The organism is Saccharopolyspora gregorii (genome assembly GCF_024734405.1).
GTDB lineage: Bacteria > Actinomycetota > Actinomycetes > Mycobacteriales > Pseudonocardiaceae > Saccharopolyspora_C > Saccharopolyspora_C gregorii.
The window spans coordinates 5,376,133-5,397,635 of sequence record NZ_CP059556.1; the positions used below are offsets into that span (position 1 = coordinate 5,376,133).

Annotated in this window: 23 protein-coding genes; 11 read left to right on the plus strand and 12 right to left on the minus strand. The window is 73.1% G+C overall.

The genetic code is table 11. From position 1 onward, the window contains the following. Positions 1-4: 4 nt before the first annotated feature. Positions 5-658 (plus strand): response regulator, encoded by a 654-nt coding sequence (locus H1226_RS23390; RefSeq protein ID WP_258342642.1) that lies wholly within the window; start codon positions 5-7, stop codon positions 656-658. A gap of 82 nt (positions 659-740) precedes the next feature. Here H1226_RS23390 and H1226_RS23395 read toward each other — a convergent pair whose 3' ends face one another. The 6 genes from H1226_RS23395 to clpS form a co-directional block, all read right to left on the minus strand. Beyond that, positions 741-1,691 carry a PLP-dependent cysteine synthase family protein gene (locus H1226_RS23395; protein ID WP_224959029.1) on the minus strand — a complete coding sequence of 317 codons (951 nt, stop codon included), beginning with the start codon at positions 1,689-1,691 and terminating at the stop codon, positions 741-743. 32 nt (positions 1,692-1,723) lie between these two features. Then, on the minus strand, positions 1,724-2,002 hold the full coding sequence (locus H1226_RS23400; protein ID WP_224959028.1) for a MoaD/ThiS family protein: 279 nt from the start codon (positions 2,000-2,002) through the stop codon (positions 1,724-1,726). 83 nt (positions 2,003-2,085) lie between these two features. After that, the gene (locus H1226_RS23405) at positions 2,086-2,541 is read right to left on the minus strand and encodes a M67 family metallopeptidase (protein WP_309148755.1); all 456 of its coding nucleotides are present in this window, start codon (positions 2,539-2,541) and stop codon (positions 2,086-2,088) included. A 94-nt stretch (positions 2,542-2,635) separates the two neighbouring features. Continuing rightward, entirely contained in the window at positions 2,636-3,673 is a 1,038-nt protein-coding gene (locus H1226_RS23410) for a P1 family peptidase (RefSeq protein ID WP_258342646.1), read from the minus strand. A 259-nt stretch (positions 3,674-3,932) separates the two neighbouring features. Next, complete coding sequence (locus tag H1226_RS23415) at positions 3,933-4,496, minus strand: DUF2017 domain-containing protein (RefSeq protein ID WP_224959026.1); 564 nt, start codon at positions 4,494-4,496, stop codon at positions 3,933-3,935. A 4-nt stretch (positions 4,497-4,500) separates the two neighbouring features. After that, entirely contained in the window at positions 4,501-4,794 is a 294-nt protein-coding gene (gene clpS / locus H1226_RS23420; protein WP_184477241.1) for an ATP-dependent Clp protease adapter ClpS, read from the minus strand. Positions 4,795-4,899: 105 nt separating this feature from the next. On the opposite strand from clpS, the gene H1226_RS23425 reads away from it, so the two are divergent. From H1226_RS23425 to H1226_RS23460, 8 genes are all read left to right on the plus strand, one after another. Beyond that, positions 4,900-6,210, plus strand: coding sequence for a nicotinate phosphoribosyltransferase (locus tag H1226_RS23425; RefSeq protein WP_224959025.1), 1,311 nt, complete (start codon positions 4,900-4,902; stop codon positions 6,208-6,210). Continuing rightward, a complete protein-coding gene (locus tag H1226_RS23430) occupies positions 6,207-6,785 on the plus strand; it encodes an isochorismatase family protein (RefSeq protein WP_309148756.1) in 579 nt (192 codons plus the stop codon). The genes H1226_RS23425 and H1226_RS23430 overlap by 4 nt, the downstream gene beginning before the upstream one ends. 64 nt (positions 6,786-6,849) lie before the next feature. Continuing rightward, positions 6,850-9,024, plus strand: a complete 2,175-nt coding sequence (locus H1226_RS23435; protein ID WP_407074027.1) for an ATP-dependent DNA helicase — start codon at positions 6,850-6,852, stop codon at positions 9,022-9,024. Positions 9,025-9,132: 108 nt separating this feature from the next. Further along, a complete protein-coding gene (locus tag H1226_RS23440; protein ID WP_258342647.1) occupies positions 9,133-9,699 on the plus strand; it encodes a biotin transporter BioY in 567 nt (188 codons plus the stop codon). Beyond that, positions 9,700-11,025 carry an AMP-binding protein gene (locus H1226_RS23445; RefSeq protein WP_258342649.1) on the plus strand — a complete coding sequence of 442 codons (1,326 nt, stop codon included), beginning with the start codon at positions 9,700-9,702 and terminating at the stop codon, positions 11,023-11,025. After that, a complete protein-coding gene (locus H1226_RS23450; RefSeq protein WP_224959023.1) occupies positions 11,022-12,146 on the plus strand; it encodes a thiolase family protein in 1,125 nt (374 codons plus the stop codon). The genes H1226_RS23445 and H1226_RS23450 overlap by 4 nt, the downstream gene beginning before the upstream one ends. Further along, on the plus strand, positions 12,143-12,817 hold the full coding sequence (locus H1226_RS23455) for an energy-coupling factor ABC transporter ATP-binding protein (protein ID WP_224959022.1): 675 nt from the start codon (positions 12,143-12,145) through the stop codon (positions 12,815-12,817). Before H1226_RS23450 ends, H1226_RS23455 begins: the two co-directional genes overlap by 4 nt. Next, positions 12,814-13,431, plus strand: coding sequence for an energy-coupling factor transporter transmembrane component T family protein (locus H1226_RS23460; protein WP_258342653.1), 618 nt, complete (start codon positions 12,814-12,816; stop codon positions 13,429-13,431). The genes H1226_RS23455 and H1226_RS23460 overlap by 4 nt, the downstream gene beginning before the upstream one ends. A 75-nt stretch (positions 13,432-13,506) precedes the next feature. Here the strand turns inward: H1226_RS23460 and H1226_RS23465 are convergent, their stop codons facing one another. Next, a complete protein-coding gene (locus H1226_RS23465) occupies positions 13,507-13,698 on the minus strand; it encodes a hypothetical protein (RefSeq protein WP_258342656.1) in 192 nt (63 codons plus the stop codon). A 253-nt stretch (positions 13,699-13,951) separates the two neighbouring features. Here H1226_RS23465 and H1226_RS23470 point away from each other — a divergent pair, with 253 nt between their 5' ends. Then, the gene (locus H1226_RS23470) at positions 13,952-14,398 is read left to right on the plus strand and encodes a hypothetical protein (RefSeq protein WP_258342658.1); all 447 of its coding nucleotides are present in this window, start codon (positions 13,952-13,954) and stop codon (positions 14,396-14,398) included. 85 nt (positions 14,399-14,483) lie between these two features. Here H1226_RS23470 and H1226_RS23475 read toward each other — a convergent pair whose 3' ends face one another. The 5 genes from H1226_RS23475 to ctaD form a co-directional block, all read right to left on the minus strand. Continuing rightward, positions 14,484-15,332: a TIGR03619 family F420-dependent LLM class oxidoreductase gene (locus H1226_RS23475; RefSeq protein ID WP_224959018.1), complete on the minus strand. Its 849-nt coding sequence runs from the start codon at positions 15,330-15,332 to the stop codon at positions 14,484-14,486. A gap of 172 nt (positions 15,333-15,504) precedes the next feature. Next, positions 15,505-16,278 carry a peptidyl-tRNA hydrolase gene (locus H1226_RS23480; protein WP_258342661.1) on the minus strand — a complete coding sequence of 258 codons (774 nt, stop codon included), beginning with the start codon at positions 16,276-16,278 and terminating at the stop codon, positions 15,505-15,507. Between the two features lie 116 nt (positions 16,279-16,394). After that, positions 16,395-16,841 (minus strand): SRPBCC family protein, encoded by a 447-nt coding sequence (locus H1226_RS23485; protein WP_224959016.1) that lies wholly within the window; start codon positions 16,839-16,841, stop codon positions 16,395-16,397. A 58-nt stretch (positions 16,842-16,899) separates the two neighbouring features. After that, entirely contained in the window at positions 16,900-18,135 is a 1,236-nt protein-coding gene (gene serB / locus H1226_RS23490) for a phosphoserine phosphatase SerB (protein ID WP_224959014.1), read from the minus strand. 162 nt (positions 18,136-18,297) lie between these two features. Continuing rightward, the gene (ctaD, locus tag H1226_RS23495; RefSeq protein ID WP_224959013.1) at positions 18,298-20,073 is read right to left on the minus strand and encodes an aa3-type cytochrome oxidase subunit I; all 1,776 of its coding nucleotides are present in this window, start codon (positions 20,071-20,073) and stop codon (positions 18,298-18,300) included. Positions 20,074-20,427: 354 nt separating this feature from the next. On the opposite strand from ctaD, the gene H1226_RS23500 reads away from it, so the two are divergent. After that, positions 20,428-21,144: a DUF305 domain-containing protein gene (locus H1226_RS23500; protein ID WP_258342664.1), complete on the plus strand. Its 717-nt coding sequence runs from the start codon at positions 20,428-20,430 to the stop codon at positions 21,142-21,144. Positions 21,145-21,503 lie beyond the last annotated feature (359 nt).

Below are 21,503 nucleotides of genomic sequence, written 5' to 3' on the forward strand. Positions count from 1 at the left end.
TGTGGTGAGCGAGACGGTCCGCGTCGTCGTGGTCGACGACGAGCCGATGGTGTGCGCGCACCTGCGCACGATCCTCGGCTCGGCACCGGACGTCGAGGTCGTGGGCGAGGCGCAGGACGGAGCCGCGGCGGTGGAGGCCGTGGTGCGGCACCGGCCGCACGTGGTACTGATGGACCTGCGGATGCCGGGCGTGGACGGGCTGACCGCGACGGAACGCATCGCGCGGCTGCCCGAGGCGCCCGCGGTGGTGGTGCTGACGACGTTCGACGCGGACCAGCACGTGCTGCGGGCGCTGCGAGCCGGGGCGTCCGGTTTCCTGGTGAAGTCGACTCCGCCGGAGGACCTGATCGGCCTGGTGCGGGTGGCGGCGGACGGGCACACCGTGCTGTCCCCGCAGGCGGCGAAGCGCCTGGTGGCCGCGTCGGACGGGACCGGGAGGCAGCGCGCGCAGGAGGCGGTCCGCGAACTCACCGACCGGGAGCGGGAGGTGCTGGCGGGGATCGGCGACGGCCTGTCCAACGCGCAGATCGGCGAACGGCTCTTCCTGTCGGAGGCGACGGTGAAGGGCTACGTGTCCCGGACCTTGGTGAAGCTGGAGTGCGCGAACCGGGTGCAGGCCGGGTTGATCGCCCACGAAGCAGGCCTGACGGAACGCTGATCGCCGATCCGCAACGCACGCCCCCGGGAACGGCGGAAGGCCCACCCGAGGCGTGCTCGGATGGGCCTTCCGCTCGCCGGGCTCAGGCCCAGAGCTGTCCGTCGAGGCGCTGCGCGGCCTCGTCGAGGGTGCCGCCGTAGGCACCGGTGGACAGGTACTTCCACCCGGCGTCGGCGACCACGAACACGATGTCCGCCGACTCCCCGGCGGCGGCGATCTTCTCGCCGATGGTGAGCGCCGCGTGCACCACGCCCCCGGTGGAGATCCCGGCGAAGATCCCCTCCGATTCCAGCAGCTGCCGAGTGCGCCGCAACGCATCGTAGGAGCCGACGGAGAACCGCCGGGACAGCACGTCCGGGTCGTAGAGCTCCGGCACGAAGCCCTCGTCGAGGTTGCGCAGCCCGTACACGAGTTCGCCGTAGCGCGGCTCGGCGGCGACGATCTGCACGCCCGGCTTCTGCTCCCGCAGGTACCGGCCCACGCCGACGAGGGTGCCGGTGGTGCCCAGCCCCGCGACGAAGTGCGTGATGCCCGGCATGTCCCGCAGGATCTCCGGCCCGGTCCCCCGGTAGTGCGCGTCGGCGTTCGCGGAGTTGCCGTACTGGTAGAGCATCACCCAGTCCGGGTTCTGCTCGGCCAGTTCCTTGGCGACCGCGACGGCCTGGTTGGAGCCGCCCGCCGCGGGCGAGGACACGATGCGGGCGCCGAAGGCCTGCAGGATCTGCCTGCGCTCCTCGGAGGTGTTCTCCGGCATCACGCACACCAGGCCGTAGCCCTTGAGCTTCGCGGCCATCGCCAGCGAGATGCCGGTGTTGCCGGAGGTGGGCTCCAGGATGGTGCAGCCGGTGGTGAGCCTGCCTTCCTTCTCCGCCGCTTCGATCATGGACAGCGCGGCGCGGTCCTTGATCGAACCGGTCGGGTTCCGGTCTTCCAGCTTCGCCCAGAGCCGCACGTCGGCGGCGGGCGAGAGGTTCGGCAAGCCCACCAGCGGGGTGTCACCGAGCGCGTCGAGCAGCGAGTCGTAGCGGGCCACGACGAGCCTCCTGTCTCAGCGGCGGTGGGAGATCAGCGCATGCCGCCGGCGACGGCGGGCAGGATCGTCACGTTGTCCCCGTCGGCCACGCTGGCCTCCAGGCCACCGGCGAAGCGCACGTCCTCGTCGTTGACGTAGACGTTGACGAAGCGGTGCAGCGAGCCTTCCTTGACCAGGCGGTCCTTGAGGCCGCCGTGCTTGCTGTCGAGGTCGTTGATGACCTCGGCGACGGTGCTGCCGCTGGCTTCGACGGACTTCTGCCCGTCGGTGTGGCTGCGCAGGATGGTGGGGATCGAGACCTTGATTGCCATGATGGGAACCTCCCTGTCCACGAGGACTACTGAACGGAACTTGCGCACGCCGAAACCCGCCGCGGCGGGGCGGCGGGAGCGGCTCAGCCCTGGTCGGGCACCTCGTCGGCGCCGGTGTGGGCGAACATGTACGACTCCACGATCTGCACCGGTTCCTCGGTCACCACGCCGTCGAGGATCCGGTAGGAGCGCAGTTCGTGGGTCTCCGGGTCCCTGGTGGACACGAGGACGTAATGCGCGTGGGGCTCCGAGGCGTAGGAGACGTCGGTGCGCGACGGGTACGCCTCGGTGGCGGTGTGCGAGTGGTAGATGACGACGGGCTCCTCGTCGGCCTCGTCCATCCCCCGCCACACCTTGAGCTGCTCGCCGGAGTCGAACCGGTAGAACGTCGGCGAGCGCTCCGCGTTGATCATCTCGATGAGCCGCTCGGGGCGGTCCGACCCGTCGGGACCGGCGATGACGCCGCACGCCTCGTCCGGGTGGTCCCGTCGAGCATGCGCGACCATCGCGTCCACGAGGTCACGTCGAATCACCAGCACAGGCACCATCCTACTATGTGGGGCACCGGTGTCCAGCATGCGGAATTCCCGCGGTCCGGTGCCGTTTGCGGGATCAACGTCCGCCCACCTTGGTTCATTCCCGCGCCGAGGGGTAGAGGCTCGTGTACGACGTCACCTCGCCGACGGGTTCGGCGGCGAGCACGGCCCGCACGATCGCCCGGCGCACCACGCCGGCGGCGACGGCGCACACCTCGTCGAGCACGGGAACCCACTGCGCACCAGGCTCGCGTTCCCCGGTCGCGAGCGCGAACACCGTGTCACCGTCGGCGAGGGAGTGCGCGGGCCGGATCGCCCGGGCGAGCCCGTCGTGGGCGGCGACGGCGATCCGCTTGCAGTGCGCCTTGGTGAGCGCGAGGTCGACGGCGACGACGCCGATGGTGGTGTTCAAGGGGCGGGACGCGGTGCCGTGCCGGGAGGGGCGGCCCGCGGTGGGCCCGGTGCGGGCGCGGGCGGCGACGACCTCGGCTTCGGCGGGGGCGCGCAGCCCGGGGTGGCCGTCCCAGGGCAGTCCGGTCTCCGGATCGATCACGGAGCCGAGGGAGTTGACCGCGAACAGCGCGCCGACGGTGACGTCGATGCCGAGCGCCGCGCTGTGGAACACCTCGCCCGCGGTGCCGATGCCGCCCTTGAGCGAGCCGGCGACGGCGCCGGTGCCCGCGCCGACGTTGCCCTCGCGGGACTCCTCGGCGGTGGCGGCGTCGCAGGCGAGGCGGCCGAACTCGGCGCCGGGCCGGTTGCCCCAGTCCCCCATCGGCAGGTCGAACAGCACGGCCGCGGGCACCACCGGCACCACTTCGTGGGCGTGCTCGCCGACCCGGAAGCCGTAGCCGCGGTCGGCGAGCCAGCTCATCGCGCCGTCGGCGGCGGCGAGCCCGTAGGCGCTGCCGCCGGTGAGCACCACGCCGTGCGCCTGCGCGACGAGGTGGGTCGGTTCGAGCACGTCGGTCTCACGGGTGCCGGGGCCGCCGCCGCGCACGTCCACCGCGGCGGTCGCGCCGCCGGGGGTGAGCACCACGCTCGTCCCGGTGGCCCACCGCTCGTCCAGCCGCTGGTGGTGCCCGACGAGCACCCCGCCCACGTCCACGATCGAATCCCGCGTCCCGGCAGCCATCCCCCCATCCTGCCGCAGGGAGCGGCCCCGAAAACCGAGACCGAGCAACCCGCCACCCGATCTACCTCTTGTCAGCGGCAAAGCCGCTGAGCAGCGACCACCAAAGCAAAAGGACCACCCGCGGGTTCTCAGCCGCCTTCTCGCGAGGACGGCTTTTTCCCTCGTGGCGGAGCCACTCGGGAAAAAGATCCCGCAGCGAGAAGGCGGCTGAGGTTCCGCCACCCCACCCGAAAATCAGGCTGGGGAACGAAGAACCCCCTCAAGAAGAGACCGCGTCGACCAGGCTGTCCTGGACCCAGGTGAGCCACTGGTACACCCCGAGGTGCTCCCGCCGCAGGTCGTCCTCCGGCGGTTCCTCCGGCATGTCGTCCTGCACGTCGAGTGCGGTGCCGAGCGCGAGCCGCACGTCGTTGAGCGCGGCCATCCAGTTGTCGGCCTGCTCGCCGCTGAGCACGACCCGGCCGCCTTCGCGGGGGCAGGTGTCGAGGACGACGGCGGCGACGCCGGTCTTGACGTCGAGCAGTTCGGGTTCGTAGAGGGAGCGCATGGCGCCCGCGGCTTCGGGCTGCTCCTCGTCGGTCTCCCCGGTTTCGGGGTCGCGGCGGTAGAAGTCGGGCAGCAGCCGTCCGAGGACCCGGTCCTCGGGCGGGGTGGAGGGGCCGGTGCGGATGCCGGTGAGTTCGGCGAGCTCGTCCTGCGGCGTCTCCTCGGCGCGCGCGGTGAGCATGTCCTTGATCTGGCCGACGAGCCCCCGGATCACGGCCGCTTCCTGCTGGGAGAGCTCGGCGACGACGTGCCCGTTCTTGCGAGTCCAGCCGTTCACGTGATCACGAGTCTTTCTGCATCGTGGCCCACAGGCCTGCGGCGTGCAGTTTCGCGACGTCGCCCTCGACCTTCTCCTTGGCGCCCGAGGACACGGCGGCCCGGCCCTTGTTGTGGACGTCGAGCATGAGCTTGGTCGCGTGGTCCCGGCTGTAACCGAAGATCTTCTGCAGAACGTAGGTCACGTAGGACATCAGGTTCACCGGGTCGTTCCAGACCACGGTGACCCACGGCTTGTCCTCGTCTCCGAGTTCAGCCGGTTCCAGTTGCGCGCGCTCCAGTTCAGCGGGCGAGGTCATGTCCCCATGTTCGCACGCGGGCACGGAGCGCATGTCGACCGCACGGTCAATTCGGGCACGACCTGCGGAGGGGGCGGGCGGTCGCGGCCACGTAACCTCTGATCCATGACGGCCGCTGCCAGTACCGCGTTGCGCACAGATCATTACGAGCTGACCATGCTGGCCAGCGCCTTGCGGGATGGGACCGCGGAGCGCCGGTGCGTGTTCGAGGCGTTCACCCGGCGGTTGCCGGACGGTCGCCGCTACGGCGTGGTCGGCGGCACGGAGCGGGTGCTGGAGGCGATCGAGAACTTCCGCTTCGACGAAGCCGAGCTGGAGCGCCTTGCCGAGGATCATGTGGTCGATGAGACCACCCTCTCGTGGTTGCGCGACTACCGGTTCCGCGGCGACGTGGACGGTTACCCGGAAGGGGAGCTGTACTTCCCGGGTTCGCCGCTGCTGACGGTGCGCGGCACGTTCGCCGAGGCGGTCATCCTGGAGACCGTCATCCTGTCGATCATGAACCACGACAGCGCGATCGCCGCGGCGGCCGCGCGGATGGTGTCGGCGGCCAACGGCAGGCGGATCATCGAGATGGGGTCGCGCCGCACCCACGAGGAGTCGGCGGTGGCCGCGGCCCGCGCCGCCTACCTGGCCGGGTTCACCGCGACCTCGAACCTGGAGGCGGGCCGCCGCTACCGGATCCCGACGGCGGGCACCTCGGCGCATTCGTTCACGTTGCTGCACGACTCCGAGCGTGCCGCGTTCGAGTCGCAGATCGCCGCACTTGGCGCGGACACGACACTCCTGGTGGACACCTACGACATCTCGCGCGGCATCGCGACGGCGGTGGAGGTGGCGGGTCCGGGGCTGGGCGCGGTGCGCATCGACTCGGGTGATGTGGGCGTGCTGGCGCGGCAGGCGCGGGAGCAGCTGGATTCGCTGGGCGCGACGGGCACCCGGATCGTCGTCTCCGGTGATCTGGACGAGTACGCGATCGCCTCGCTGCGCGCGGAACCGGTGGACGGCTACGGGGTGGGCACGTCGCTGGTCACCGGTTCGGGGGCGCCGACGGCGGGCATGGTCTACAAGCTGACCGACGTGGAGGGCCGGCCGGTCGCGAAGCGCAGCACGCACAAGGAGTCCCGCGGCGGCACGAAGTCGGCGCTGCGCAGGCACAAGGACACGGGCACCGCGCTGGAGGAGGTCGTGTTCCGCACCGGCCGCGGCTTCGAGGACCCGAAGGCGGGCCCGCACGACCGGGTGGTGCCGATCCCGCTGGTCCGCGGTGGCGAACGGGTCGAGGACCTGCCGACGCTGGAGGACAATCGGGAGCGCCTGCGGCACGCCCTGGTGAGCCTGCCGTGGGAGGGCTTGAAGTTGTCCAGCGGGGAGCCCGCGATCCCGACGGTGTTCCAGGCGGAGGAGACGGCATGAGCGCTGCGGTGCGCGCGCTGCTGGTCGTGGACGTGCAGCTCGACTTCTGCGAGGGCGGCGCGCTGGCCGTGGCCGGTGGGGCCGCGGTGGCGGCGGCGATCTCCCGGCACCTGGCGGAGTCCGAGTACGCGCACGTGGTCGCCACCCGCGACTACCACGTCGACCCGGGCGGCCACTTCAGCTCGGAGCCGGACTACGTGCGGTCCTGGCCGGTGCACTGCGTGGCGGGCACGGCGGGCGCGGCGTTCCACCCGGAGCTGGAGGTGGGGCCGGTGCGGGCCGTGTTCTCGAAGGGACGTTTCGACGACGGCTACTCGGGTTTCGAGGGCGTCGACGGCGACGGCCGCGGCCTCGCCGAGTGGCTGGCCGAGCGCGGGGTGACCGAGGTGGACGTGGTGGGCATCGCGACCGATCACTGCGTGCGGGCGACGGCGTTGGACGCGGCGGCGGCCGGGTTCGCGACGACGGTGCTGCTGGACCTGACGGCGGGCGTCGCGCGGGCCACGGTCGACGCGGCGCTGGACGAGCTGCGCGCGGCGGGGGTGCGCGCCACGGGGACCCCGGTGGTGGCGTGACGTCGGGTGCACGGCCCGATGCACCCGCTCGGGGCGTCGGAGGTGGCCGGTAGCGTTGCCGGGCGTGCCAGGTTCTGTTCCGCAGTGGTCCGATCCGGACGTGTTCGCGCTCGACGACGATGACGAGCTCCCACCCGAGATCGCCGCCGACCTGGCGTCGCAGGGGCCGCCCGAACGCCGCAAGCAGCGCCGGGACGAACCGATCACGGCGAAACCACCGGAGCGGATCCCGGACCTGGCGACGCTGCTGGGCCTGGCGGTGAGCTCCGTCGGCGGCTCCGAACGCGAGGGCCAGTCGCGGATGGCGGCGGCCGTCGAGCACTCCATCGCCTCCGGCGAGCACCTCGCCGTGCAGGCCGGCACCGGCACCGGGAAGTCGCTGGCCTACCTGGTGCCCGCGATCCGGCACGCCGTCGCCGCGGCCACCACCGTGGTGATCTCGACGGCCACGATCGCCCTGCAGCGCCAGCTCGTCGACCGCGACCTGCCCCGGCTGTCGAAGGCGCTCGCCGACGCGCTCGGCAGGCCGCCGACCTTCGCGATCTTGAAGGGCCGCCGCAACTACCTGTGCCTGAACCGGGTCGAGGGCGGCGCCCCAGCCGAACCGGAGGAGGGCGCGCTGTTCGACCCGTTCGCCGCCTCCGCGCTGGAACGCCAGGTCAAACGGGTCCGCGAATGGGCCACCGAGACCGAGACCGGGGACCGCGACGAGCTGGTGCCCGGCGTCACCGACCAGGCGTGGCGGCAGCTGTCGGTGACCGCGAAGGAATGCCTCGGCGTGCACCGCTGCCCCATCGGCACCGACTGCTTCGCCGAACGGGCCCGCGGTGAGGCGGGGCGCGCCGACGTCGTCGTCACCAACCACGCCCTGCTGGCCATCGACGCCCTCGACGACCGGCCGGTGCTGCCAGAGCACGACGTCGTCGTGGTCGACGAGGCGCACGACCTCGTCGACCGGGTCACCTCCGCCGCGACCGGCGAGCTGTCGGCGAACCAGGCGAAGCTCGCCGCGCGGCGCTGCGGGCGTGCCATCGACCAGGGCGTCGCCGACCGGCTCGACGAGGCCGCCGAAGGGCTGGAGATCGTCCTCGCCGACGCCCGGCCGCAGCGGCTGGAGGAGATGCCCGAAGCGCTCGGCGGTGCGCTCACCGCGTTGCGCGACGCCGCGGCCGCCTGCACCACCGCGCTCGGGCCGGAGCGCAAGGAGGACCCGGACGGCAGCAGCGCCCGCAAGCTCGCGCTCGCCGTCACCGAGGAGGTGCACGACAACGCGGTGCGGCTGCTCGACGCCTTCGACGAGCCGGAGGGGCAGCGCCGCGACGTGGTGTGGGTCGCCGCCGAACCGAACCGGGCGCCCGCGGTGAAGGTCGCGCCGCTCGGCGTCGGCGGGCTGCTGCGGGAACGGCTGTTCGGGCAGCGCACGACGGTGCTCACCTCGGCGACGCTGGCGCTCGGCGGGTCCTTCGACACCCTCGCCCGGCAGTGGGGGCTGCCGCCCGAGCGCACGGCCTCCCCCGCCGCGGGCATGGCCAGCGGCAAGGAGGTGCCGTCCGACTCCGGTGGCCCGAAGTGGACGGGGCTGGACGTCGGCTCGCCGTTCGAGCACCAGCGCAGCGGAATCCTCTACGTCGCCCGGCACCTGCCCCAGCCCGGGCGGGACGGGTTGCCGCCGGAATACCTCGACGAGCTCACCGAACTCGTCGAGGCCGCCGGGGGCCGCACCCTCGGGTTGTTCTCCTCGATGCGGGCCGCGCGGCAGGCGTCCGAGGAACTGCGGGGGCGGCTCGGCACGCCGGTGCTGTGCCAGGGCGAGGACAACACGGCGCAGCTCGTCGCCAAGTTCGCCGCCGACCCGGCGACGTCCCTGTTCGGAACCTTGTCGCTGTGGCAGGGGGTGGACGTGCCCGGGGATTCGCTGCAGCTCGTGGTGATGGACCGGATCCCGTTCCCCAGACCGGACGACCCGTTGGCCTCGGCGCGGCAGAAGGCGGTCTCCGCGCACGGCGGCAACGGTTTCCTGACCGTGGCGGGCACGCACGCGGCGCTGCTGCTGGCGCAGGGTGCTGGGCGGCTGCTGCGGTCCTCGCACGACCGGGGGGTCATCGCGGTGCTCGACCCGCGGCTGGCCACCGCCCGCTACGGCGGGTTCCTGCGGGCTTCGCTGCCGCCGTTCTGGACGACGCACGATCCGCAGGTGGTGCGGGGTGCGCTGACGCGGCTGAACGCGGCGGCGGGTTGAGCTCGGACACGGGTCGCCGGGTGTCCACGATGTGGCGCAGGTCTTTCCGCCCCGGCCCCGCCTGCGGGTACGTTGACGCCGATCCCCTGATCCCCATGAGGAGGCGTCGTGCCCGCGCAGCGCACCGAACCGGCCGCGGACCTGGCCAGGACCGTGGTGTTCGCGGCGTTCATCGCCGTGCTCGGGTTGTTCCCCGGCCTGTACCTGGCGGGCGCGGCGGTGCCGGTGGTGCTGCAGAACATGGGGCCGCTGCTGGCGGGCAGCATCCTGGGGGCGCGCCGGGCGGGCGCCTCGGTGCTGCTGTTCCTGGCGCTGGTGGCGATCGGGCTGCCGCTGCTGTCGGGTGGGCGGGGCGGCATCGCCCCGTTCGCGGGCCCGAGCGGCGGGTTCGTGATCGGCTGGTTGCTCTCGGCGGTCGTGGTGGGGCTGATCGTGCAGCGCGGACTGCCGCGGCCCGGGTTGCCGCTGCTGCTGGCCGCGAACCTGGCGGGCATCGCCGCGGACTATTTGATCGGCATCCCGTACTGGGCGGCGTTCACGGGTGATCTGGGTGCGGCGGCCGTGCAGTCGCTGGTGTTCGTGCCGGGCGACGCGGTGAAGCTGGTGCTGGTGTCGCTGGTGGCGGCGGCGGTGCACCGGGCGCTGCCGTCGTCGTTCGCCGGGGCGCGGCGCTGAATGCTCCCGGCACTGATCTCGCGGGTGACCTGCGACGACGTCGCCTCGGACGGCGCGGAGCTGCGGCGTCGCGCGCACGGTGCGGCACGGGCGCTGGCGGGCGTGCGGCGGGTCGCGGTGGACGAACCGGATCCGGTGCACCGGTTGTGCTGGCTGCTGGGGGCCGAGCTGGCGGGCGCGGCGGCGCTGGTGGTGGATCCGGACTGGTCGCGGCGGGACGAGGTGCTGGCGGACGCGGCCCCGGAGGTCGTGGTCTCGGGCGCGCCGGAGCCGGGCGATCCGGTCGCGCGGCGGGGTGACGAGCGCACCTGGTTCTACCTGCCGACGACGTCGGGCAGCAGCGGGGCGCCGAAGGTGCTGGTGCGGTCGCGGCGTTCCTGGTCGGAGAGCTTCCGGGCGCTGGACGTGCCGCTCGGCCCGGACGACGCGGTGCTGGTGCCGGGCCCGTTGAGCTCCTCGCTGTTCCTGTTCGGCGCCGTGCACGCGCTGCACGGGGGCGCGTCGCTGCGGTTGCTGCGCCGCTGGTCGGCGAGGGCGGCGGCCGCGGCGTGCCGGGACGCGACGGTGGTGCACGTGGTGCCCGCGATGCTGGCGGCGCTGCTGTCGGTGTGGGAGCGCGAGCCGGAACCGCGCCCCCGGCTGCGGCTGGTGGTGTGCGGTGGTGCGGCGGTGGGCGCGGAGCTGGAGGCCCGGCTGCACCGGGTGCTGCCGGAGTGCGAGCTGCTGGAGTACTACGGGGCGGCGGAGCTGTCGCTGGTGGCGGTGCGACGCGGTGAGCCGCGGCTGCGCCCGGTGGTGGAGGTGGACGTGCGCGACGAGTCCGGCGCGTCCCTCCCGCCGGAGGTGCCGGGTGCGTTGTGGGCGCGGTCCGAGCTGGTCTGCGACGGCCACCTGCGCGGCGGTGTCCTCGTGCCCGCCGCGCCCGGCTGGCGCGGGGTGGGTGATCGGGCGGTGCGCCACGAGGACGGCACGGTGACGGTGCTGGGCCGCGCCGGGTCGGTGATCGGCACGGGCGGGCACCTGGTCGCCGCGGAAGAGGTGGAGGCGGTGCTGCGCGCGGTCGGCGGGGTGCTGGACGTGGTGGTGGCGGGGACGCCGCATCGGCGGCTGGGCGCGCTGGTGACCGCGGTGCTGGAGGTCGATCCGGGATCACCGCCGACGCGGGCGCGGCTGCGGGACGCGACCCGGCGCCTGGAGCCGGCGAAGCGCCCGCGGCGGTGGCTGGTGCTGCCCGAGCTGCCCCGCACTCCGGCGGGGAAACCGGCGCGGGCCGAGGTGGCGCGGCTGCTGCGGGACGGTGCGCTCGACGCGGAGGTGCCCGCGTGAGCGATCGCGAACCGGTGGTGATCGCCGCCCGCCGCAGCCCCGTCGGCGAGGTCGGCGGCGCGTTGAAGCACTGGGAGGTGGATCGGCTGGCCGCCCCGGTGCTGGCGGCGGTGCTGCGGGATTCGGGCTTGGATTCGGTGGACGACGTGCTGCTGGGCAACGTGCTGGGCCCGGGCGGTAATCCGGCGCGGGTGGCGGCGTTGCGCGCCGGGCTCGGCCTGGAGGTGCCGGGCATGTCGGTGGATCGGCAGTGCGCGAGCGGGTTGAGCGCGATCGTGGCGGCGGCGGCGCTGGTGCGCGGCGGCGCCGGGGAGCGCTACCTGGCCGGTGGGGTGGAGAGCGCGTCGACGGCGCCGTGGCGGGCGCACCGGCCCCGGTCGGCGGGGGAGCCGCCGCGGTTCTACTCGCGCGCCCCGTTCGCGCCCGCCGACCTCGGCGATCCGGACATGGGTCCGGCCGCGGACCTGGTGGCGGCGGAGGCGGGCGTGTCGCGGCGGCGGCAGGACGAGTTCGCGGCGCGCAGCCACGCGCGCGCGGTCGCCGCGCAGGACGCGGGCCGGTTCGACGCGGAGCTGGTCGATGTCAGCGGGCTGCGGGACGAGCGGCCGCGGCGCGGTTTCACCCCGGAGCGGCTGGCCCGGTTCCGCCCGGCGTTCACGGCGGACGGCACCGCGACGGCGGCGAACTCGTGCGGGATCAGCGACGGCGCCGCGGCCGTGCTGGTCACCAGCGAGCGGGAGCGCCGGCGGCTCGGGGTGCCGGGGCTGCGGCTGGTGGCCGAGCGCACCTGCGGGGTCGATCCGAACCGGTTGGGCCTGGGCGCGGTGCCCGCGTTGCGGCACGTGCTGCGCGACCGGCCCGCTCCGGAGCTGGTCGAGTTCACCGAGGCGTTCGCCGGTCAGGTGCTGGCCTGCACCGATGCGGCCGGGATCGACGAGCGCGCGGTGTCCCCGGACGGCGGCGCCATCGCGCTCGGGCACCCCTGGGGCGCGTCCGGCGCGGTCCTGGTGGTGCGATTGTTCAGCCGCATGGTGCGCGAGGACGGACCGCGCACCGGGGTGGCGGCCCTGTCCTCCGGTGGCGGGCTGGGCGTGGCGACGGTGTGGGAGCGCGTGGAGTGATCGAGTTCGAGGGCGTCGGGCACGCCTACGGCGAGCACGCGGTGCTGGACGGCGTGGACCTCCGGCTGCCGGAGAAGCGGGTCGCGTTCGTGGGGGCGAACGGGTCCGGCAAGTCCACCCTCGCCCGCATGATCAACGGGCTGGTGTCGCCGACGCGCGGGCGGGTGCTGGTGGACGGGTTGGATCCGGCGCGGGAGGGCCGGGCGGTGCGCCGCCGGGTCGGGTTCGTGTTCACCAACCCGGACAGCCAGATCGTGATGCCGACGGCCGGGGAGGACGTCGCGTTCTCGCTGCGCAGGCACGGCGTCCCGAAGGCGGAGCGGGAGCGGCGGGCGGCGGAGGTGCTGGCCCGGCACGGCCTCGACGGCTACGCGGAGCACCCGGCGCACCAGCTCTCCGGTGGGCAGAAGCAGCTGCTGGCGCTGTGCTCGATGCTGGTGCTGGAGCCCGACGTGCTGGTGTGCGACGAGCCGACGACGCTGCTGGACCTGCGCAACAAGCGGCACTTCGTGGAGCTGCTGCAGCAGCTGCCGCAGCAGGTGGTGCTGGTGACGCACGACCTGCACCTGCTGGACGGCTTCGACCGGGTGGTGGTGATCGACGAGGGCCGGGTGGCCGCGGACGACGCCCCGGCGGCGGCGCTGGCGCACTACCGGGAGCTGGCCGGATGAGCCCGATCGGGCTGTACGAGCCGGGGTCGAGCGCGCTGCACCGGACTCCGGCCGGGGTCAAGTTCGTGCTGCTGCTGGCGTTCGCGGTGCTGATCTTCCTGCTGGGTTCGCCGGTGGCGCTGGGCGCGGTGGTGGCCGGGGTGCTGCTGGGCTACACGGTGGCGCGGATCCCGCCGCGGCGCTGCTGGCAGGTGTCCCGGCTGCTGCTGCCGCTGCTGGCGGTGATCTTCCTGCTGCAGTGGTGGACGCTGGGGGCGCAGCAGGCGGGCGTGGTGACGTTGCGGCTGCTGGCGGCGATCGCGGCGGCGAACCTGTTCACGTTGACCACCCGGGTCGACGACCTGGTGTCGGCGGTGGAGCGCGGGTTGTCGCCGCTGCGGCGCGTCGGGGTCCGCCCGGAGCGGGTGGGCTTGCTGGTGGGGTTGACCTTGCAGGCCGTCGCCGCGCTGTCGATCATCGCGGCGGAGACGCGGGAGGCGCAGCGGGCCCGGAACGCGGACCGGTCGCCGAGCGCGTTCGCCGTCCCGTTCCTGGTCCGCACGCTGCGCCACTCCGACGAGTTGGGCGAAGCCCTCGCCGCGCGCGGGGTCGGGGACGACGAGCCGGCCCGCTGACCGACGAATTCCCCCGCCGCGTGGACGGGGGAATTCGTGCGGAGACGCGAGGCCGGGCTGTTCCGGCGCCGGTTCTCAGCCGCGCACGAGGTCGGTCGGACCTTCCGGATCGTCGGTGGTCGGCGCGCACATCAGCGGGCCCGGGTCACCGTCGGCGGCGTGCTGCATGAGCACGTCGGAGCACTCGGCGGAGGTGTCGTAGTGCCCGATCACCACTTCTTCGGCGAGCGCGGTACCCGGCCGAGCGCGGAGAAGGCGGCGGTGCACAGGGCCAGGGTGGTCAGCGTCTTGCGCATGCGGGGTTCCTTTCGGGTCGTTTCGAACGTTCGCCCCGGACGCTACGGACGAGGTGATCGGGAACGAGGCGAGGCGCGGCGGCGGACCGGGGAACCCCTCGGCGCGCGATTTCCGCCAAGGGCACGAGGAACGGGCAGGCCCTCGGCTGCTGCCACGAGCCGGGTGCGGCGTTCGCGACGTCGGCGGCGTTCGGGCGGCCATCGGGCGTTCGGGCGGCGACCGGATGGTCGGCGACAACCGGGAAATCGGCGGCGATCGGGAGTTCGGCGACGAGCGGATGTTCGGCGACAACCGGGAGCCCGGCGACAAGCGGGAGCCCGGCGACGAGCGGATGTTCGGCGACAACCGGGAGCCCGGCGACGACCGGCACATCGGTGACAACCGGGAAATCGGCGGCGACCGGGAGTCCGGCGACGAGCGGATGTTCGGCGACAACCCGGAGTTCGGCGGCGTGAGTTCCGGCGGCACGGCCGCTGATCGGGCGACGCGAAGCGCTGGACCGGGTGATTCCGGCCCAGCGCTTCGCCGCACTCCCCTCGGTGGTCGCGGGGCCCGCCCCGCGGGCTCCACGGCCCCGGTCGCCCCCTGGGGCGGTCGACGCGGCCGGCGGGCGGTCCACCCGCCCCCTCGCGCCGGTCTCCGCAGGTGTCCACCGCCGGGCACCGAGTGAAGCGCCTCCGGCGCGTCCGCGGGCGCGTCGCTCGGCGTTCGACGGGAGAACCCTCACCGAAGCGCCGGGGCGCTGCTCGAACGGCTCAGGACCGCCCGATGCCGAGCCGTTCGGCGTGCCGCGCCAAGTAGCTCCGCACGTCGTCGGCGGGCGCGTCGGGCAGGCCCCAGATCGCTTCCGCGACACCGCAGTCGGCCCATTCCGCGAGCAGGTCCGGCGTGGGCTTCCGGGTGGCCAGCACGCGGATCTCCGGTGCGCCCGCCCGGCCCGCCTCGGCCCAGGCCGTCCGCAACCGGTCCGCACCGCCGGGCACGTCGGTGTCGGCGGGGGTGGTGATCCAGCCGTCGGCGTGCGCGGCGATCCACGCGAAGGTCTTCGGCCCGGCGCCCGCCCCGATCAGCACCGGGATGCGGGACGGTTTCGGGTAGGCCCACGACGGCCCGAAGCGCACGAACTCGCCGGAGTACTCGGCCTCCTCCTCGGTCCACAGCGCGCGCATCGCCTCCAGGTGCTCGCGCAGCGCGGTCCGGCGCCGGTGCGCGGGCACCTGGTGGTCGGCGAGCTCGTCGGTGTTCCAGCCGAACCCGGCTCCCAGCACGACCCGGCCGCCGGAGAGCAGGTCGAGCGAGGCGATCGTCTTGGCGAGCGCGATGGGGTCGGATTCGACGGGCAGCGCCACCGCCGTGGCCAGCTCGATCCGGGTGGTGAGCGCGGCGGCCGAGCTCAGGCTCACCCACGGGTCCAGGGTGCGCAGGTAGCGGTCGTCGGGCAGGTCGGCGCCGCCGGTGCCGGGGTGCGCGGCGGTGCGCTTGATCGGGATGTGGGTGTGCTCGGGGACGTAGAAGGTGTCGAACCCGGCCTGCTCGGCCGCCTGCGCGGCCTGGCCCGGGGTGATCCCGCGATCGCTGGTGAACAGCACGATGCCGTGGCGCAACGGACTTCCCCTCTCCCGCGTCGTCGCGTGGAAGGAGCCTGGTGGGGCATCGACCCTAGCAAGCGTTCGGTCGAGCACCCAAGGACCAGGAGCGGAACCGTTGCGGCGCAGGGGAATCCCGAAGGTCGAGCGCGCGGACTACGTTCGGCGCGGACCCGCGCCGCGGGAACCGTCAGCGCCACTGCCCGAGGACGGTCACGGTGCCCGGGTCGACCTCGGTGAACCCGGCGTCGCGGACCGCGGCCACGCCGTCGCGGCGCCACGCCTTCTCCGCGTCGTCACCGGGCAGCAGCCGCGCCCAGGTCGCCGGGTCCGCGGTCCGCACCGAGCAGGGCAGGCCGGCCGCCGACCAGCGTGCCACCTCGTCGGCGCGGCCTTCGCCGTTCAGCAGCGCGGCGAGGAACATGGTGGCGTGCCCGACCTGCGCGGCGGACTTGCCCGCGCTCATCGGCACGTGCGGGTTCAGCCACAGCACCGGCGCGTCCGGGCGCGGCGGGCCCGGTTCGTCGGCGTCGAGTTCGCTGCCGGAGATCTGCAGCCGGGTGAGCTCCTTCGGCATGTCGGCGACGCGCGAGGGCAGGAACGCCCGCACCTCGGCGCCGTCCACCTCGACGGTGCGGCCGGGGAGGTCCTGCACGGCGGCCCAGTGCGCGCCCCGGGCCCGCCGGGACACCTTGCGGATGCGGCCGGAGGTCCAGCGGTGCAGCTGCTCGTGCCACTCCCCGCCGGGCTCGGCCCGCTCGTCCAGGCACACCGCGAGCGCGGCGGAGGCCGCCGCCTCCAGCAGCGCGGTGCGGCCGGGCGGGGTGCCGCGTTCGATGCGCAGCACCATCGGCATCAGCACGACCTCGTCCGGGTCCTCGTCGGAGGTGTCCGCGGTCGCTTCGGTGGGCATCGCCAGCCAGGAGGCGTAGCGGGTGAGCAGGGGGTCGAGCACGTCGGGCACACCCTGATTGTCCCCTGCTCCCGGACCGCGGCGGTGGCGACGGATCTCTCATTCCGCGGCGTCCGGCGGCGCGGGCGGACCGTTCGTGCGAGGCGAACGGCCCGCCGGCTCCGGGCTCACGCCTCCGCGGTGGCCTTGAGCCGCTGCAGCGTCTTCTCCATCCCGCCCCGGAACGAGGCGGCGAGCTTCTCCTCGCCCCCGGCGAGCCGGTTGAGCGTGTTCACCACGAACTTCTTGCTCTTCGAGGTGTCGCGCTGCTCGGTCACCACAGTGCCGTCCCCGTCCGGGGTGAGCAGGTAGCGCCACACGGTGTCGTGCGCGGTGGTGCGGAAGGAGAACTCGCGGCCGCGTTCGGCGCTCTCGATGACGTTCGGCGTCGGGAAGCCGGTCTTGTTGAAGCCGATGAACCTGGCCCCGGCGACGGGTTCCCGCACCTTCCCGCGCCAGCTGCAGCGCCACAGGTCCGGACTCCACTCCGGCATCCGGGTGATGTCGGCGAGCAGGTCCCAGACCTTCTCCGGGGCCGCCTCGATGCGCAAGGACACCTCGTCCACGTCGGTCATCTCCGTTCGACTCGTGATCTCCACTCGTCAACGACCGCGGCGCGGACGGGGTTCCGGGTCACGCTTCGAGCGGAACGCGCCGCAGCACGCCGTCCTCGGCGTCGGCGAGTTCCACTTCGGCGCGGGTCACGCCGAGCACGAACAGGATCGCGTCGAGGAACGGGTGGGACAGCGCGGTGTCGGCCACCTCGCGCAGCGCGGGTTTCGCGTTGAACGCGACGCCGAGCCCGGCGGCGGAGAGCATGTCGATGTCGTTGGCGCCGTCGCCGACGGCGACGCACTGCCCGGACGGCACGCCGAACTCGGCGGCGAACCGGCGCAGCGCACGGGCCTTGCCGGGCCGGTCGACGATCTCGCCGATGACGCGGCCGGTGAGCTTGCCGTCGACGACCTCCAGCTCGTTGGCGGCGCTGAAGTCCAGCCCGAGCTCGGCGACGAGGTGGTCGATGATCTGGGTGAACCCGCCGGAGACAACGCCGGTGTGGAACCCGAGCCTGCGCAGGGTGCGCACGGTGGTGCGCGCGCCGGGGGTGAGTTCGAGGTCGGCGGCGACCTCGTCGAGCACGGTGGCGGGCAGCCCTTCGAGCACGGCGACGCGCTCCCGCAGCGACTCGGCGAAGTCCAGTTCGCCGCGCATGGCGCGCTCGGTGACCTCGCGGACCGCTTCTTCGCAGCCGGCCTTGGCGGCGAGCATCTCGATGACCTCGCCCTGGATGAGCGTGGAGTCCACGTCGAACACGACGAGCCGCTTGGCCCGCCGGGTCAGCCCGGCGCGCTCGACGGCCACGTCCACGCCGAGCCCGGCGGACAGGTCGCCCATCTCGGAGGTGAGCAGCGCCCCCATCTCGTCGCTGGAGTCGGGGGCGGTGACCTGCAGTTCGAGCCCGGTGACCGGGTAGTCGGCGACGCGGCGGATGGAGTCGATGTTGACGTTCATCGCGGCGAGTCGGCGCGCGACCTCGGTGAAGCTGCGGGCGGACACCGGGTGCCCGAGCACGACGACGACGTGCGTGGCGGCCCGCTTCGCCGGGTCGCCGTCGGGCGCGCCGATCAGCACGTCCACGGCCATGCCGACGGTGGCCATGGCCTGCTCGACGGCTTCCTGGAGGTGTTCGGCGTCGCCGTCGGTGGAGACCAGCACGCCGAGCACCAGCCGGTCGTGGATGACGACCTGTTCGACGTCGACGATGTCCACCCCGTGCGCGGTGAGGGCGGCGAACAGCACGGAGGTGACCCCCGGCTTGTCCTGCCCGGTCACGGTGATCAGCACGGTGGTGGGTTTCGGCGTGCTCACGGCTGCCGGCACTCCTTTCCGGTCGGGAACACGAGAAACCCCGGCAGACCTGGGGTCTGCCGGGGCTCGTACTTCAGAGCCGACTCACCTTGGCACAGCGGTGCGGTGCGGCGGTAGCGCGCACGTCACGTTGCGCTCCCGCGGTGCCGCCGGTGGGTGCGGTCACTTCTCCCTGGCGTCGCGGTCCCCGCCCTGCTCGGGCGGCGTGACGGCCTGGGCGGCCTTCTCCGAGGGCGCGGCGTGCGCCAGCGGCTTGCCGGTGAGGCCGACGTGCGCTTCGAGGCGCATCCGCTCCGCGACGTGCGGGTAGTGCAGCTCGAACGCCGGGCGCTCGGACCGGATCCGGGGCAGCTCGGTGAAGTTGTGCCGCGGCGGCGGGCAGGACGTGGCCCACTCCAGGGAGTTGCCGTAGCCCCACGGGTCGTCGACGTCGACGATCTCGCCGTACCGGTAGCTCTTGAACACGTTCCACAGGAACGGCAGCATCGAGGCGCCGAGGATGAACGCGCCCACGGTGGACAGCGTGTTCAGCGCGGTGAAGCCGTCGGATTCCAGGTAGTCCGCGTACCGCCGGACCATGCCCTCGTTGCCCAGCCAGTGCTGCACCAGGAACGTGGTGTGGAAGCCGATGAACGTCAGCCAGAAGTGCAGCTTGCCGAGGCGCTCGTCCATCATCCGGCCGGTCATCTTCGGGAACCAGAAGTAGATCCCGGCGAAGGTCGCGAACACGATGGTGCCGTAGAGCACGTAGTGGAAGTGCGCCACCACGAAGTACGTGTCCGAGACGTGGAAGTCGATCGGCGGGGCGGCCAGCAGCACGCCGGTCAGACCGCCGAACAGGAACGTCACCAGGAACCCGACGCTGAAGATCATCGGCGTTTCGAAGGTCAGCTGGCCGCGCCACATGGTGCCGATCCAGTTGAAGAACTTCATGCCGGTCGGGATGGCGATGAGGAACGTGGTGAACGAGAAGAACGGCAGCAGCACCGCGCCGGTCGCGTACATGTGGTGCGCCCACACCACGACCGACAGCGCCGCGATGCCCAGCGTCGCGTACACCAGGCCGGTGTAGCCGAACAGCGGCTTGCGGCTGAACACCGGGAAGATCTCCGAGACGATGCCGAAGAACGGCAGCGCCACGATGTAGACCTCCGGGTGCCCGAAGAACCAGAACAGGTGCTGCCACAGGATGACGCCGCCGTTGGCGGGGTCGAACACGTGCGCGCCCAGCTGCCGGTCCGCCAGCAGACCCATCAGGGCCGCGGTCAGGATCGGGAACGCCATCAGGATCAGCACGCTGGTGACCAGGATGTTCCAGGTGAAGATGGGCATCCGCCACATCGTCATGCCCGGTGCGCGCAAGCAGACCACGGTGGTGATCATGTTGACCGCACCGAGGATGGTGCCCAGACCGGAGACGGCCAGCCCGGCGACCCAGAAGTCCGCGCCGTGGCCCGGCGAGTGCAGGGCGTCCGAGAGCGGGGTGTAGGCGAACCAGCCGAAGTCCGCGGCACCGCCCGGCAGCAGGAACCCGCTGACGACGACCAGCCCACCGAACAGGTAGAGCCAGTAGCCGAACGCGTTCAGCCGCGGGAACGCGACGTCCGGCGAGCCGATCTGCAGCGGCAGGATGTAGTTCGCGAAGCCGAACAGGATCGGCGTCGCGTACAGCAGCAGCATGATCGTGCCGTGCATCGTGAACAGCTGGTTGTACTGCTCCTGGGACAGGAACTGCATCCCGGGAACGGCCAGCTCCCCGCGGATCAGCATCGCCATCAACCCGCCCACGATGAAGAACGCGATCGAGGTGACGAGGTAGAGGATGCCGATCTGCTTGTGGTCGGTGGTGCGGAACATCCGCGCCAGGAACGACCCCTTGACCGTTTGGCGCGCCGGATAGGGGCGCGTGGCTATCGGCTGTGGCGCGACGGCCGTCACGGTGCCTCCTGCACTGTTCCTCGTGATTGCGCGGACCCGCTGGCGGGACCGCCCGACCCGGTCGGGTCGGCGCGTCGGCTGCGACGCGCCCAGGAATCAGGTGGCCTGCGCCCGGCACGATCGCTGCCGTCTGCGGATAGTAGTCCGGCCGCCGCGTGCTCGTGCGGCCGGGCCGTAGCCACCCTAGTCATCGCTTCGCGCAAGGTCACCTGCGGTGAGAGGCAGGCGACACCGCGCGTCGGCCACGACGCCGGCGCACCCTGGCGGCAGGGGGCTCCCCGATCGTTAGCCTGGAGCCCGACAGCCCGGCCGCCGACCGGCCGGAGACGATCACCAGCTCGGGAGAGGGCGGACGTGCAGCGAACCTCGTTCGATCGTTCCCCCAGGTCGCGGCCGCGCGACCGGCCGGGGCCGTCCGCGCCGCGAGCCCGGCTGCGGGTGCTCGCCGGGGCCGCGCTGACCTGCGGACTCGTGCTCACCGGCTGCGGCCCCGCGGAACAGCCCGCTCCCCCGCCGCCCGCGCCCGACGCGCCGCCGCCCGTCGAGGACGACGCGACCGACGGGGACGAGGTGTCGGACGACGAGGATCCCGGCGTCGAGGAACCCGAGGACGCCTCGCACACCGGCACCGACCAGGAGTTCGCCCGCCGGTTGCTCGCCCACCACCAGCTGCTGCTGGAGATCAGTTCGCTGGCCCGCGAGTCCGGTGACCCGCGGGCCGCCCGGTTCGCCGAGCGCATCGCACCGGAGCGGCAGGCCGAGGCCGACGAGCTGACCGCTTGGCTCACCGCCGTCGAAGGCGCCCCGTCCGGCAGCGCCCCCGAAGACCTCGTCACCGAGGACGACGAGCAGTCCGGGCTCCCGCACCCCGACCTGGTGGAGCGGTTGCGCACGGCGCGCGGCACCGAGTTCACCGCCCCGTTCAAGCAGGCGGTCTCCGAGCTCTACGGCTGCTCCGAGCAGCTCGCCCAGGCCGAGATGCAGGAAGGTTCCGCCGCGCAGATGCGCGCGCTGGCCGAGCGGGTCCTCGACGAGCACGACGGGGAGCGCGCCGAGCTGGCCGCGCTCTGAGCCCGTGGTGAACGGACCGTTCGTCCGGTCCGGTTGGACGAACGGGCCGTTCGCTGCGCGCTCCTCGTCGCTCCTCCGCCCGAGGCCGGCCTCGCCATGACCGCGGGTGAACGGCCTGTTCGTCCCATCCGCTTGGACGAACGGGCCGTTCACTCGATGCCCTCGCCGCTCCTGGCACCGACGGCTTCCCGCGCACCGGATCCCGGGTGAACGGACCGTTCGTCCCATCCGCTTGGTCAGACGGTCCGTTCACTCCGCATCCAGCGGGGCCACTCGATCACCGGACGTCTCGGGTGAACGGACCGTTCGTCCCATCCGCTTGGTCAGACGGTCCGTTCACTTCGCATCCCGCGGGGCGG

Bases quoted from the DNA above. Each gene is read 5' to 3' on its own strand.
- clpS (WP_184477241.1), bottom strand. From the start codon at position 4,794: ATGACCTCGCCCGCTGAACTGGAGCGCGCGCAACTGGAACCGGCTGAA.
- H1226_RS23400 (WP_224959028.1), bottom strand. From the start codon at position 2,002: ATGGCAATCAAGGTCTCGATCCCCACCATCCTGCGCAGCCACACCGAC.
- H1226_RS23410 (WP_258342646.1), bottom strand. From the start codon at position 3,673: ATGGCTGCCGGGACGCGGGATTCGATCGTGGACGTGGGCGGGGTGCTC.
- H1226_RS23445 (WP_258342649.1), top strand. From the start codon at position 9,700: ATGCTCCCGGCACTGATCTCGCGGGTGACCTGCGACGACGTCGCCTCG.
- H1226_RS23425 (WP_224959025.1), top strand. From the start codon at position 4,900: ATGACGGCCGCTGCCAGTACCGCGTTGCGCACAGATCATTACGAGCTG.
- H1226_RS23430 (WP_309148756.1), top strand. From the start codon at position 6,207: ATGAGCGCTGCGGTGCGCGCGCTGCTGGTCGTGGACGTGCAGCTCGAC.
- H1226_RS23470 (WP_258342658.1), top strand. From the start codon at position 13,952: ATGGTCGGCGACAACCGGGAAATCGGCGGCGATCGGGAGTTCGGCGAC.
- H1226_RS23460 (WP_258342653.1), top strand. From the start codon at position 12,814: ATGAGCCCGATCGGGCTGTACGAGCCGGGGTCGAGCGCGCTGCACCGG.
- H1226_RS23485 (WP_224959016.1), bottom strand. From the start codon at position 16,841: ATGACCGACGTGGACGAGGTGTCCTTGCGCATCGAGGCGGCCCCGGAG.